Here is a 12,901-nt window from a genome sequence, read left to right as displayed (position 1 = left end):
CGGTGGTGGTCGGGGTGGTCGGGGTGTGGGGGCGGGTTGTTCTGTGGGGAGGTTGGTCGTGTGGGCCCTGCATGTGGGCTGCGCCGCTCCGGCCGTGCCGTCTGCGTGTGGGAAGTCGGCACAGTCGACTTCCCGCGCACGATGGGGCCCGTGGCGCCGGGGTGTCACACCGTGGCGGGCGGGGCGGGGGTCGGGACGATCCACAGTTCGGACGGGCCGCTGATGATGACGGACGCCAGCCGCGGGGCGGGTGCCGCCTTGGACGGGTCCAGGGCGGCGTCGGGATAGGTGGTGAAGAGGCGGTCCAGGGCCACTTCGGCCTCCAGCCGGGCTGGCGGCGCGCCGAGGCAGAAGTGCGGGCCGTGCCCGAAGGCCAGGTGCTCCTTGCCGGGGCGGGTGGGGTCGAAGTCGTCCGGCCGGTCCGGGTGGACCTGCGGGTCGCGGCCGGCCGCGCCGAATCCGAGCAGGATTGGCTCGCCCTTCCGGATGACCACGTCCTCGCCGAGGTCGATGTCCTCCAGCGGGTAGCGCAGCGGGATGTGCATCGCCGGGCTCTCGTGGCGCAGGGTCTCCTCGATGACGTCCGTCCAGCCGAGGGTGCCCTCGCGGACCAGGGCCAGGTGGCGGGGGTGGGTGAGGAGCGCCTGGACGGCGCTGGTGATGAGGTTGGCCGCGGTCTCGTACCCGGCGCCGAGCATCAGGAAGAGCGTGTCGCGGGACTCCTGCTCGGTGCGGCCCGTCCCGGCGCCGGTGCTGACGGCGGCGACGTCGCTGGCGAGGTCGGGCCCGGGGTCGCGGCGTTTGAGCTCCAGCAGTTCGGCGAGCGCCACGTCGATCTCGGCCCGTGAGAGGGTCATCTGCTCGGGGGTGGTCGTCGTCGTCACCATGGTGTCCATCGTCCTGCCGATCCGGGGCCGCAGGTCGGCGGGTACGCCGAAGAGGTCGCAGATCACCGTCATGGTCAGCGGGAGCGACAGGGCGCGGCGCAGGTCCACGGCCTGGCCGGGGGCGAGTGTGCGGAACGCGCCGACCAGGGCGGCGGCCGTCGCCTCGATCCCGGGGCGCAGCGCGGACACGCGGCGGGGCGAGAACGAGGGCGCCATGTGCCGTCGTGCCGAGCGGTGTTCGCCGCCGTGGAGGTTGAAGAAGTTCTGCTGGAGCGCGAGCGGCCCCATCGGCCACCCCTGGGGCACCGAGGCCAGGGCGGGCCAGTGCTTGCGCGGGTCGCGCGAGAGCCGCGGGTCGCCGGTCAGGGCGCGGATCACCGAGCCGCGGGTCACGGACCAGGCGATGATGCCGCCGGGGAGCTCGACCCGCACGGCGGGCCCGGCGGAGCGCAGCTCCGCGTTCTGCTGGTGCAGGGCCCGGCCGGTCATGTCCAGGACCGGGCAGCGATGGTCGTCCGGAGCCATGGCATTGCTCCTCGGTCTCTCGGGTCGCCCCGGTGGGCCGCGCCGGGGGCACGGCCCACCGCGTCCGGGGCCTGTGCTCCGTTGTAGAGCGGCCCGCCGCGGCCGTCAACGGGGCCTCGGCCCGCCGTTCCCGCGTCTGCCCCTTCGCCGGCCCGCAGGGGCCGCGCCCCGGTGCTGAAACGGCCGGCCGCCCTCCGCAACCGCATGACCGGGCGTAGACGTCGCCGCCGGGCCCGCCTCGCCCGGATGCACGACCCCTCTCCCCGCAGACGGCGCGACCGCAGCGCCCGGAAGCCTCGTCGACGTTGCGCGGGAAGTCGGCGGGTCCGACTTCCCGCGCACAAGGGGGGCGCCGGGGGGCCTGGGGGTGGTGTCGGGTTATCTGTGGGTGGTGGTGCGGGTGTGGCGGGTGAGGGAGTCGAGGACGACGGCGGCGAGGAGGACGGCGCCGGTGATCATGTATTGGATGGCCTGGGCGGCGTGGACCATGTCCAGGCCGGTGGTGATGGACTGGATGACGAGGATGCCGAGCAGGGCGGACCAGGTCTTGCCGCGTCCGCCGAAGAGGCTGGTGCCGCCGATGACGGCCGCGGCGATCGCGCTCATCAGGACGTTGCCGCTGCCGAGTTGTTTGTCGGCGGAGCCTTGCTGGGAGGCGTAGAACAGGCCGCCGAGGCCGGCCAGGAACGCGGCGAGCACGAAGACGGAGATCCGTACCCGGGTGACGTTGACGCCCGCGCGGCGGGCGGCCTCGACGCCGCCGCCGACGGCGAAGACCTGCCGGCCGTAGCGGGTGCGGCGCAGCACGAAGTCGGTGACGAGGACGGTGGCGAGCAGCACGACCAGGGACAGTGGCAGGCCGCGGTCCTGGTTGAGGGTGTAGGCGGTGGCGAGGGTGAGGACGGCCAGGGCGCCGGCGCGTACGGCGCTGTCGGCGGCCGGGGGTGCGGTGAGGCCGGCGGCGCGCCGGCGGCGGGCGGTGTGCAGGCGGGCGGCCAGGTAGAGGGCGGGGGCGAGGACGGCCAGGGCCCAGGCGTAGGCGATGTCGCCGTCGCCGAGGAAGGTGGTGTCCAGGGCCGCGATGATGCCGTCGTGGCGGTTGTTGACGGTGCCGGCGTCGCCCAGGACCCACTCCTGCAGGCCGCTCCAGGCGAGCATCCCGGCGAGGGTGACGACGAAGGCGGGCACGCCGATACGGGCGAAGAAGAAGCCGTGCAGCAGGCCCATGGCGCAGGCCGCGCCGAGGGCGGCGAGGATGGCGAGCCACTCGGGCAGGTCCTGGCGTACGGCGAGTACGGCGGCGACCGCCGCGCCGGCGCCGGCCACCGAGCCGAGGGAGAGGTCGATCTCGCCGAGGATCAGCACGAAGACGACGCCGACCGCGATCAGGCCTGGCCCGGCGATGAAGCGGGTGATGTTGGTGAGGTTGTCGGCTTGCAGGAAGTGGTGGGTGACGGACTGGAAGACGATCGCGATGACGAGCAGGCCGACGACGACCGGCAGCGAGCCGAGCTCGCCGGAGGCCAGGCGGTGGCGGGCGGCGGCCACGTGTCCGGCCCAGCCCGCCGCGCGCTGGTGCAGCCGCGGATCGGCGGCCGGGACGGCACCGGCACCGGCACCGGCGCCGGGGACGGCAGCGGGGACGGCGGTGTCGGCGGCAGTGTCGGCGGCGGTGTCGGCGGGGGCTCCGTCGGTGGGGGCGGGTGCTTCGGGGGTGCTCACAGGTCCTCGGCCTCCTCGGTGCGGCGGGCCCGGCGGCGGGCGTGGGCGTTGTCGGTGGCGCCGGTGATCGCGGCGACGATCTGCTCCTGGGTGGTGCCCGCCTGCGGGAAGAGCCCGTTGTTGCGGCCCAGGCGCAGCACGGCGACGGTGTCGGCCACCGCCCGTACGTCGGCCATGTTGTGGCTGACCAGCACGACCGCCAGGCCCTGCTCGCGCAGCCGTTCCACCAGGTCGAGGACCTGGGCGGTCTGTTCGACGCCGAGCGCCGCGGTGGGCTCGTCCAGGATCACCAGGGCCGGCTCGCCGACCAGGGCGCGGGCGATGGCCACCACCTGCCGCTGCCCGCCGGACAGCGCGGCCACCGGGGCGCGCACGTCGGGGATGCGGATGGCGAGGGAGTCCAGCAGCCGGCGGGCGTGCTGCTCCATGGCGACCTCGTCGAGCAGGCCGCGGCGGCGTTTCTCGTGGCCGAGGAAGAGGTTGGCGATGACGTCGAGGTTGTCGCACAGCGCGAGGTCCTGGTAGACGGTCGCGATGCCGAGGGCGGTGGCGTCCTGGGGGCGGGCCAGGCGGACGGGTTCGCCGTGCCAGGTGAGGGTGCCGTCGTCCACGGGGTGGACGCCGGCGATGGTCTTGACGAGGGTGGACTTGCCGGCGCCGTTGTCGCCGACGAGGGCGAGGACCTCGCCGGCGTGGACGGTGAGGTCGACGTCGGTGAGGGCCTGGACGGCACCGAAGCGCTTGGAGACCGAGCGCAGGTGGAGGACGGGTGCGCCTGTCACGGGAACGACCACCTTGGGGGAGCGGCTGCTTGGAGTGATGCCGGAGTGCTGCCGGGTGAGGCCCCGGCGGCACCGGGAGGCCCCGCAGGCCTCAGCGGCACCTGGGAGGCCCGGAGGCCTCAGCGGCGTCGGGAGGCCTCGCAGGCCTCAGTGGCACCGGAGGGTCCGCGCGCGGGGCTACCTGAGGCCGGCGGCGGCGCACGCGGCGGCGTAGTCGGCGGTGCAGATGTCGGAGGCCTTGTAGAGGCCGTCGGCCAGGACGGTGGCGGCGATGTTGTCCTTGGTGACGATCTTGGCGTCGAGCAGCTTGGCCGGGATGTCCTTGTCGGTGGCGCTGTCGACGCTCGTGTCGGCGATCGCCTTGACGTCCTTGCCCTGCAGGAGGGCGACGGCCAGTTCGGCGGCGGCCTCGGCCTGCGGGCGGTAGGCCTTGTAGATGGTGTACGCCTGGTCGCCGTTGACGATGCGCTGGATCGCGTCCAGGCCGGCGTCCTGGCCGCCGACGGGGACGGTGATGCCGGCGCCCTTGAGCTGGGTGATGATGGCGGCGGCCATGCCGTCGTTGGCGGAGTAGACGGCCTGGAAGCCGTTCTTGCCGAACTCGGTGACGGCGGCGGAGATCTTCTGCCCGGCGACGGTGGGTTCCCACTGCCCGGACTGCTCGTAGACGACCTTCTTGACCTTGCCGTCCAGGACCCGGTGCGCACCGGCCTTGAACTGGGCGGCGTTGGGGTCGGCCTCGTCGCCGTTGATCATGACGATGTCGGCCTCGGCGGCCTGCGCGCCGAGCGCGGCCAGCAGGGCCTGGCCCTGGAGTTCGCCGACCTTCTCGTTGTCGAAGGAGGTGTAGGCGGCGACCGGGCCGGCGGCCAGGCGGTCGTAGGCGACGACCTTGACGCCCTTGGCGGCGGCCTCCTGGACCCAGCCCTGGGTGGACTTGGCGTTGTAGGGGTCGAGGACGATCACCTTGACGCCCTGGGCGAGCAGGGTGTCGAACTGCTGCTTCTGCTTGGCGGCGCTGCCCTCGGCGTTGTTGTACAGCACCTTGCACCGCGCGCACAGGGCCTTGACCTTGGCCTCGATGAACGGCCGGTCGAAGGACTCGTAGCGCACGGAGGAGGCGTTCTCGGGCAGCAGCAGGCCGATGGTGTCCGGGCTGCCGGGGCTGGAGGCCTCGGCCTTGGCGCCGCCGGCCTTCCCGCAGGCGGCGGTCATGGACAGGGTCAGTGCGAGGCCCACGGTGGAGACGAGGGCGCGACGCAGTACGGCGTTCATACGGAGGCCTCTCCCTGGGGTCGCCGCGGCGTCGCGGCGGGGTGGGGGGAGTTAACCTGAGCGCGTACATGACGTCAATAAGTAAAACCGGACTGCCGGGAATCCACCACCACTCGTTATCTTCGTGAACGCGCCTGGGGGCGGGACGCGGAAAGCGGGCAGTGCCCGCCGCTCCCCTCGTGCGGCGCGCACTGCCCGGCGCAGACCTGGCCCGGCGTCAGGGGCGGTCGAGGGTGATCGAGTTGACCGGGCCCAGGTCGTAGTACACGCCCTTGGGCGAGGAGAGGTCGTAGACGCAGTCCGCGCCGCCCGCACCCCGGCACAGCCGGGCGTGCGCGCCACCGCTCTGGTTGTTGAGCACCCAGTGGTTGCCGTACTGGCCGCTCAGCTCGTGCGCGCCGTAGCTCCGGTAGACGGCGCTGGGGCTGACCGCCGGGTCCTGGTCCTGCGGGTAGACGCAGACCGCGCCCCACGGGCAGCCCGCCCACTCGCCGTCCGCGGCGCCGGCGCCGCCGGCCCCCGTCGTGGTCAGGGCGGCGGCGGCCAGGGCCAGGACGGCGACGGCATGGGTGAAACTGCGCATGGGGGTGCTCCCTTGGCTGGTACGAGGACGGACGATCGATCCGTCCGGTGCCCGTCAGCCTAGGAATCCGGCGCCCGCGGCGGTCCCTGACATCCGACAGGGGCGCGCCCGCTCGCCCCGCTCGCCCCGCCGGCCCCGCCGCCAGGGCTGCGGCTACGGCAGGGGCAGCGACCCGGCCCCGGCGACCAGCGCCGCCAGCTCCCGCATGTCCGCGAACGTACGCGTGCCCGGCCCCTCCAGCCACGCCCGCGGCGTCAGCCCGCCGTGGAAGCCCAGCGACCGCATCCCCGCCGCCCGCGCCGCGGCCACCCCGTACTTGCTGTCCTCGACCACCAGGCACGCCGCCGGCTCCACACCCATCGCGGCGGCCGCGTGCAGGAACAGGTCCGGCGCGGGCTTGCCGCGCTCCACGTCCTGCGAACTGAAGATCCGCCCGGCGAAACGCGCCAGCAGCCCGGTGCGCCCGAGCGTCGAGCGCAGCCGCGCGTGGGTGCTGGAGGACGCCACACAGTCCGCCACCCCGGCCTCCCGCAGCGCGGCCAGCGCCGCCACCACCCCCTCCACCGGGGCCAGTTCGGCGGCGAACACCTCGTCGTACAGGTCCTGGAGCCGCTCGTCCCAGCCCGGCTCCAGCGCCACCTGCGCGTGCGCCTCGATCTCGGCGGTCATGAACGCGTGCGAACGGCCCAGGAACCGCTCGACGAGCTCCTCGCGCGACAGCGGCCACCCCGCCTCGGCGACCACCCGCTCGTCCACCCGCACGGCCAACCGCTCGCTGTCGATCAGCACACCGTCGCAGTCGAACACCACCAGCTCCACGGGAACAGACATGCCGCCACCCTACGGGGCACCCGCCCAGGGGGCGGCAGAAGCGGCAGGGCGGCAGGGGTCGGCAGAGGCGGCAGGGGCGCCAGGGCCCCGGCAGCCGGTCAGTGCGGGTGGCCCAGGTACGGGAAGTGCGGCAACAGATCGGTGTGCGGACCGATGCGGTCGCCGGACACCTTCCCGTCGGTGAGCATCGACAGCCGCGCCGAGGTCACGTCGTCCGTCAGCGTGCGCCCGTTCGGATAGCCCGCCGGACGGGCCCGGTCGTAGCGCAGGATGTCCGGCAGCACGAGCCGCAGCTGCGCCTGCGCCGCGTCCGCCGTGTACCCGCCGAAGTGCTGCAGCTTCGCCGTCCACGGCTCCCGGTAGGTGTCCCAGTCGTCCACCGGCTCCCCGGCGTTGTACGCGTCCTTCACGTCCTCCTCGTTGAAGTACGCCGTCAGCGACGGGTGCGCACCGCGGTCCACCGACACCAGCCGCCCGTCCTTGCGCACGCTCACCCGCGCCCACACCCCGATCTCCGACGCCTCCCCGAACGCCGCGTCCGGCCCCTCCAGCACGATCCCGAACACGTTCTTGTCCGCACCCCAGTCCACCCCCGTCCACCGGAAGTCCTTCACGATCCCGTCCAGGTCCGCGAAGAACGGGTCGCTGCGCAGCCCCGCGCTCACCCGGTACGCCCCCGCCTCCACCACCGCGGGCGTGCCCGTGAAGCTCACCGGCGCCCCGGACACCAGCACCTCCCCGGTCGCCTCCAGCCCGCGCGCCCCCGCACCGGTGGCGCGCCGCACCGTCATGGTCTGCTCCCCGCCCTCCGGCTCGGAGAACGTGAAGCTGTAGGCGAGGTCGGCCCGCCGGTCCCCGTCGGTGTCGACGTCGATCCGGTACACCGCCCGCGGGTGGAAGGCCTGCCCGCCGGACGGCGCGACCGGGTTCACGTTCATGATCAGCACCGTCCGGCCCGGCTCCGGCGCCCCGAAGGCGAACAGGTCGGTCAGGTCCAGGCGCGCGTCACCCTCCGGTGAGCGCAGGTTCGGTCCGCCGAGGTGGTGCGACAAGACGGCCTCCGGCAATCGAGTGCGTTGAGCGCTCCACGTGATCCACGCGCTCCACGTGCTCCACGCGCTCCACGCGCTTCCGCATGGACACCCCCCGCCCCCGCGGTCATTGCTAACACGCCCCGACGGCCCCGGCCCGCCCCGCTGCGCCGACCGGCCGAGTGGGCGAGCGGGCGCAGGCGCGGGGCCCGGGCCGCTGTCGGCGGCCCGTACTACCGTGCACGAATGACCAGCCCCACCGCCCACACCGCCGCCGCCCACACCGCCGTACCCACCTGGCGCGTCACCGAGACCGCCGGCCTGGAGACCTCCTGGATCGACCTCGGCACCCGCACCCTGAGCGCCCACGGCCGCGCCGCAGCCGCCGAACCCGCCCCGTACTGGCTCGACTACGAACTCGCCACCGGCGACGGCTTCACCACCCGCCGCATGCACGTCACCGCCCGCACCCCCGACACCACCCGCACCCTGGACCTGCGCCGCGACGAGCACACCGGCCGGTGGACCGTCGACGGCACCGAGCGCCCCGACCTGACCGGCGCCCTCGACTGCGACCTCGGCCTGTCCCCGCTCACCAACACCCCGCCCGTACTGCGCCACGCCCTCCACCGACAGCCGGGCGAACACCACTTCCTGATGGCCTGGATCCGCGTCCCCGACCTGGTGGTCGTGCCCTCCCGCCAGACCTACACCCACCTGCGCCGCCACGAGGACGGCCGCGCCACCGTCCGCTACGCCGGCGGCGACTACCGGGCGGACCTGCTGCTGGACACCGACGGCCTGGTCGCCGACTACCCGGGCCTGGCCCACCGCATCGCCTGACGGGGACGCCCCCTCACCGCGCCCGGCACGCTCGGGCGGATCCCGACCCACCCGAGGAGGCCCGGCGATGCCCTGGTCCGCGCTGGAGCGCTTCGACACGTCCTTCTTCGACACCGCGCCGCACCCCCCACCGCTTCGCCATGGACCTGCCGGTCGCGCCGGCGAGCGTGTGGCAGGGGCTCGCCGGCCCCGCACCGCCGTCCTGGCGCCGGGGCCCGGCCGGCGGCCGCCACACCTCGCCGCCGCCGCACCTCGCCGCCGCCGCACGGCCCTGGCACGACCCGGGAGATCACCGCACGGCGAACGCTGCCCCTGCACGAGGAGTTCGTGCACTGGGAGGAGGGCCGACGCCACGCCTTCCGCGTCACCCGGGCCAGCCCGCCGCTGTACCGGCGCTACGGCGAGGACTACCTGCTCGAACCCCTCCCGGGCGGCGCCACCCGCTTCACCCGGACCTTCGCCTACGAGCCGAACCCGCTGCTGCGCCGCCCCGCCGCCCCGCCGCCCTGAGCGACCTGCCCGCAACGGCCTTCCCGCGGACGCCGGTCGCCGACACCGAACGCCACTTCGGCGCGGCCTGAACCCCCGCCGCCCACCCGCGCCGCCGTGCCTTCGCACCCGGCGAACGGCCCGGCCCGGCGAACCGTACGGCCCGGTGAACCGTACGGCCCGGCGAACCGTACGGCCCGCGGGCCGCGCCGCCCGCCGGGCCCGCGCCTCAGATCGCCAGCGGGTCCGCGCACACCGCCAGGTCCGCCACCGTCCCCGCGAACCGCGCCCGCGCCGCACCCGGTTCCAGCACGTCCCGGGCCGCCGTCAGCAGCGCGTTGCGCAGCCGCCCGTGCTCCGCGAGGTAGCCGAGCTGGGTGAGCGCCCGCGACTGCAGCTCCCGCGCCCGCCGCTCCACCTCCCCGGGGACGGCCGCCGGGACGGCGCACGCCGAGACCACCGGGTCCAGCAGCAGCACCGCCCGCGCGTAGTCCGGCACCACACCCGCACCCACACCCGCGCCCACACCCGCACCCACACCCGCGCCCACACCCGCGCCCGCGCCCGCACCCGCGCCCGAACCCGCGCCCGAACCCGCGCCCGAACCCACGCCCTCGTACGCGCGCTGCGCCGCGTCCACCGCCCGCCGCGCGCCGTCCGGTGCCGCCAGTTCGGCCCGGGCGGTGACGGCCGGTCGGGCGGCGCCCAGGGCGGTGCCGGTCAGCCGGGCCCAGACCTCGCGCACGGTGCGGGAGGGGGTGTCGAGGTAGCCGGGGTGGGCGAGCAGCGGGGCGGCGGGGCCCGGGTCGGGGGCGGTGCGGGCGGCGGTGCGGTGGGCGGTCAGCCACGCGCCGACCTGCGGGGCGCCCCGCACCGGGGCCCCGTACGCGCAGGTGCCCAGGTCGGCGGCGGCGCCGAACGCGGCGGCGGTGGCGTCCAGCAGGTCGGCGCGGTCCGGGCCGGGGGCGCCGAGCAGTCCGGCGCCGGCCAGGTGCAGGGCCCGGTGGTCGGGCAGGTAGAGGTTCAGTTCGGCGGGGGAGGCGTGGCCGCCGGCGGGCTGGAGGACCATCCGCACCCCGGCCGCCTGGACGGCGTACAGGCCCTCCTGCCAGGGGACGCCGGCCAGGCGGGCCCAGGCGGGCCAGTGGGCCCGGGGGGTGGGGGCGCACAGCGGGCCGCCGACGGTGTCGGTGGGGGCGAGGAAGTCGGGCCGGCCGGTGGAGACGGTGCGGCCGAGTTCGCAGCCGACCAGGCCGTGCGGGCCGGCGTCGAGCCGGGTGCCGTAGGCGTAGTCGACGAGGCGGGCGGTGTGGGCGCCCGCGGTGACCTGCCGGTGCACCGCGTCGGCGAGGAACCCCTCGGGCGCGTACACCGCGAGGTCGGCGGGCAGGCCGGCGCGGGCGCCGGCGAACAGTCCGCGCACGCCCCCGAAGTGGTCCACCCCGCTCTGGGTGTGGACCACCGCCCGCACCGGCCGCACGTCCCCGGTGGTGGAGCGGTAGAGGGCCAGGGCCGCGCGGGCGGTCTCGTAGGAGCCGAGCGGGTCGATCACCAGCAGGGCGTCGGGGCCGGTGACGACGGTCAGGTTGGCGAGGTCGTAGCCGCGCACCTGGTACAGGCCGTCGGCGACCCGGAACAGGCCGGAGGCGAACGCCAGTCGGCCCTGGTGCCAGAGCGGCGCCGCCACCGTGCCGGGGGCGTCCTGGGCCAGGAAGTCGAAGGCGTGGAACCGCCAGATCGCCTCCCGGCCGTCCCGGGACGGCAGCGCGCGGTAGGGCGGGGCCGCGAGCAGCCCGCGCCGGGCGTTCTCGAAGTCGGCCGGGGAGCCGGGGAGTTCCTTGGCGCCGGCCAGGTTCCGCTGCGTGACGTACGCGGTCGGTTCCACGGGCACGAAGGTGTCGGCCACGGGCTTGCCTCCTCAACGGCGTGACGGGTCCGGTGCGCTGCCCGCGCACCGCAGACCGCCGACACTAGGGGTGACGGGCCGGACACACAACGGCAGGGCGTACGGAATGCGGACGGGGCGGGGCCGCGGGCCCGTCGTCACCCGATCGGGTGGCGGGCGCCGCCGTTCCCCGTGCCGCGACGGGCACCTGGGTAGCGTCGGGCCATGATCGTGGAGTCGTCAACCGCCCTGACGTATCGACGATTTGACTTATTGTCATAGAGGTAAAGAGGCATCGTCGCATGGCAGAGAAGCGCCTGAAGTCCTGGGGCAACAACCGCTCCGGCCAGCTCGGGGACGGCACCTGGACCGACCTCCGCACCACGGCCACCGCCGTGCTCGGACTCACCAGCACCGAGGTGGTGCAGATCGCCGCCGGCGGGTTCGGCCCCGCCGCCGGCCACGGCCTGGCCCTGCTGAAGGACCGTACGGTGCAGTCCTGGGGCGTCAACGGCGCGGGCCAGCTCGGCGACGGCACGGTGTTCAGCCACAACGCGCCCGGCCAGGTGGTCAACCTCACCGACGCCGTCGAGATCGCCGCCGGCGGCGCCCACAGCCTCGCCCTGCTCGGCGACGGCACCGTGATGGCCTGGGGCCAGAACAAGCACGGCCAGCTCGGCAACGGCACCGGCGCCGACACCAGCATGCCCACCCGCGTCGAGGGCCTGACCCGTATCGTCGCCATCGCCGCCGGCCTCCACCACAGCCTGGCCCTGCGCGAGGACGGCACCGTGTGGGCCTGGGGCTACAACTTCAACGGCCAGCTCGGCGACGGCACGTCGTCCAACCGCGGCATCCCCGCGCCGGTCACCGGCCTGAGCGGGGTCAGCCGCATCGCCGCCGGCGCCGGCCACAACCTCGCCCTGGTCGGCAAGCCCGGCGCCGGCGCCACGATCAGGGCCTGGGGCTACAACGCCACCGGCCAGCTCGGCGACAACACCACCATCAACCGCTTCACCCCGGTCACCACCCAGGCGACCTGGAGCGGCGGCGTCACCCGGATCGCGGCCGGCTGCAACCACAGCCTGGCCGTGGTCGACAGCGAGAACCGCCTCAAGGCCTGGGGCCAGAACACCGCCGGCCAACTCGGCGACGGCACCACCGTCTTCCGCGTCGTGCCCGTCACCGTCCCGGGCCTGACCGGCGTCCGGCTGGTGGCCGGCGGCCGGGAGCACACCGTGGCCCTGTCCGGGACCAGCACCGTGCACTCCTGGGGCAGCAACGGCTCCGGCCAGCTCGGCGACGGCACCACCACCGACAGCAGCACCCCCGTGCCCACCCTCACCGCGCTCACCGGCATCGACAAGCTCGCCGCCCCCGTCGGCGGCGACTTCAGCCTCGCCAACTGAAGCGCCTCAACCGTGCACGCCCGCCCCTGCTGTCACAATGCGCGTGAACGCTTCGTAGCCGCCACCATGCAGACAGTGAGGTAGTCATGTCGAACGTCAAGCTGAGCACCAACCACGGCGACATCGTTCTCCGGCTCGACGCGCAGAAGGCCCCCGCCACCGTGGACAACTTCCTCCAGTACGTCCGGGACGGCTTCTACGACGGGACGGTCTTCCACCGGGTCATCGACAACTTCATGGTCCAGGGCGGCGGAATGGAGCCCGGCCTGCGGCAGAAGAAGACCCGCGCCCCCATCCGGAACGAGGCCGACAACGGCCTGAAGAACACCAGGTACACCGTGGCGATGGCCCGCACCGGGGACCCGCACTCGGCCACCGCCCAGTTCTTCGTCAACGTCGCCGACAACGACTTCCTCAACCACAGCGGCAAGAACCCCCAGGGCTGGGGCTACGCCGTCTTCGGCGAGGTGGTCGAGGGCCGGGACGTCGTCGACGCCATCAAGGCCGTCCCCACCGGCTCCAAGGCCGGCCACCAGGACGTCCCCACGGACGACGTGGTCATCCTGAAGGCCGAGGTCATCGAGTAGCACCCGGGGGCGCGGACGCGCAGCGGGACGCCGGCCCGGCCGGCGTCCCGCT

General features: G+C 74.6%; 12 protein-coding genes. 4 read left to right on the top strand and 8 right to left on the bottom strand.

Translation table 11 applies throughout. From position 1 onward, the window contains the following. Positions 1-164: 164 nt before the first annotated feature. The 7 genes from ACZ7RU_RS12840 to ACZ7RU_RS12810 form a co-directional block, all read right to left on the bottom strand. The gene (locus tag ACZ7RU_RS12840; protein WP_470340929.1) at positions 165-1,412 is read right to left on the bottom strand and encodes a cytochrome P450; all 1,248 of its coding nucleotides are present in this window, start codon (positions 1,410-1,412) and stop codon (positions 165-167) included. A gap of 378 nt (positions 1,413-1,790) precedes the next feature. Then, the gene (locus ACZ7RU_RS12835; RefSeq protein WP_470340928.1) at positions 1,791-3,134 is read right to left on the bottom strand and encodes a sugar ABC transporter permease; all 1,344 of its coding nucleotides are present in this window, start codon (positions 3,132-3,134) and stop codon (positions 1,791-1,793) included. Beyond that, complete coding sequence (locus ACZ7RU_RS12830) at positions 3,131-3,916, bottom strand: ATP-binding cassette domain-containing protein (protein ID WP_470340927.1); 786 nt, start codon at positions 3,914-3,916, stop codon at positions 3,131-3,133. Before ACZ7RU_RS12830 ends, ACZ7RU_RS12835 begins: the two co-directional genes overlap by 4 nt. Before the next feature lie 177 nt (positions 3,917-4,093). Continuing rightward, the gene (locus ACZ7RU_RS12825) at positions 4,094-5,191 is read right to left on the bottom strand and encodes a substrate-binding domain-containing protein (protein ID WP_470340926.1); all 1,098 of its coding nucleotides are present in this window, start codon (positions 5,189-5,191) and stop codon (positions 4,094-4,096) included. 217 nt (positions 5,192-5,408) lie between these two features. Beyond that, positions 5,409-5,774 (bottom strand): hypothetical protein, encoded by a 366-nt coding sequence (locus ACZ7RU_RS12820; RefSeq protein ID WP_470340925.1) that lies wholly within the window; start codon positions 5,772-5,774, stop codon positions 5,409-5,411. A gap of 153 nt (positions 5,775-5,927) precedes the next feature. After that, a complete protein-coding gene (locus ACZ7RU_RS12815; RefSeq protein ID WP_470340924.1) occupies positions 5,928-6,605 on the bottom strand; it encodes an HAD family hydrolase in 678 nt (225 codons plus the stop codon). A 98-nt stretch (positions 6,606-6,703) separates the two neighbouring features. Continuing rightward, positions 6,704-7,657, bottom strand: coding sequence for a DUF4331 family protein (locus ACZ7RU_RS12810; RefSeq protein WP_470340923.1), 954 nt, complete (start codon positions 7,655-7,657; stop codon positions 6,704-6,706). Positions 7,658-7,882: 225 nt separating this feature from the next. Between ACZ7RU_RS12810 and ACZ7RU_RS12805 the strand changes: the two genes are divergently transcribed. Together ACZ7RU_RS12805 and ACZ7RU_RS12800 are read left to right on the top strand one after the other, a co-directional pair. Continuing rightward, positions 7,883-8,479, top strand: a complete 597-nt coding sequence (locus ACZ7RU_RS12805) for a putative glycolipid-binding domain-containing protein (protein WP_470340922.1) — start codon at positions 7,883-7,885, stop codon at positions 8,477-8,479. Between the two features lie 39 nt (positions 8,480-8,518). Then, positions 8,519-8,989 (top strand): SRPBCC family protein, encoded by a 471-nt coding sequence (locus ACZ7RU_RS12800; protein ID WP_470340961.1) that lies wholly within the window; start codon positions 8,519-8,521, stop codon positions 8,987-8,989. A gap of 208 nt (positions 8,990-9,197) precedes the next feature. Here ACZ7RU_RS12800 and ACZ7RU_RS12795 read toward each other — a convergent pair whose 3' ends face one another. Beyond that, positions 9,198-10,874: an MBL fold metallo-hydrolase gene (locus ACZ7RU_RS12795; protein WP_470340921.1), complete on the bottom strand. Its 1,677-nt coding sequence runs from the start codon at positions 10,872-10,874 to the stop codon at positions 9,198-9,200. A gap of 281 nt (positions 10,875-11,155) precedes the next feature. Between ACZ7RU_RS12795 and ACZ7RU_RS12790 the strand changes: the two genes are divergently transcribed. Together ACZ7RU_RS12790 and ACZ7RU_RS12785 are read left to right on the top strand one after the other, a co-directional pair. Beyond that, the gene (locus tag ACZ7RU_RS12790) at positions 11,156-12,262 is read left to right on the top strand and encodes an RCC1 domain-containing protein (protein ID WP_470340920.1); all 1,107 of its coding nucleotides are present in this window, start codon (positions 11,156-11,158) and stop codon (positions 12,260-12,262) included. Between the two features lie 86 nt (positions 12,263-12,348). Beyond that, a complete protein-coding gene (locus ACZ7RU_RS12785; RefSeq protein ID WP_470340919.1) occupies positions 12,349-12,849 on the top strand; it encodes a peptidylprolyl isomerase in 501 nt (166 codons plus the stop codon). The last annotated feature ends 52 nt before the right edge of the window (positions 12,850-12,901 follow it).

Source organism: Kitasatospora sp. NPDC114501 (assembly GCF_055633695.1).
The sequence above is the reverse complement of the archived record's forward strand: the minus strand, read 5'-3'. Positions and strand labels throughout refer to the sequence as shown.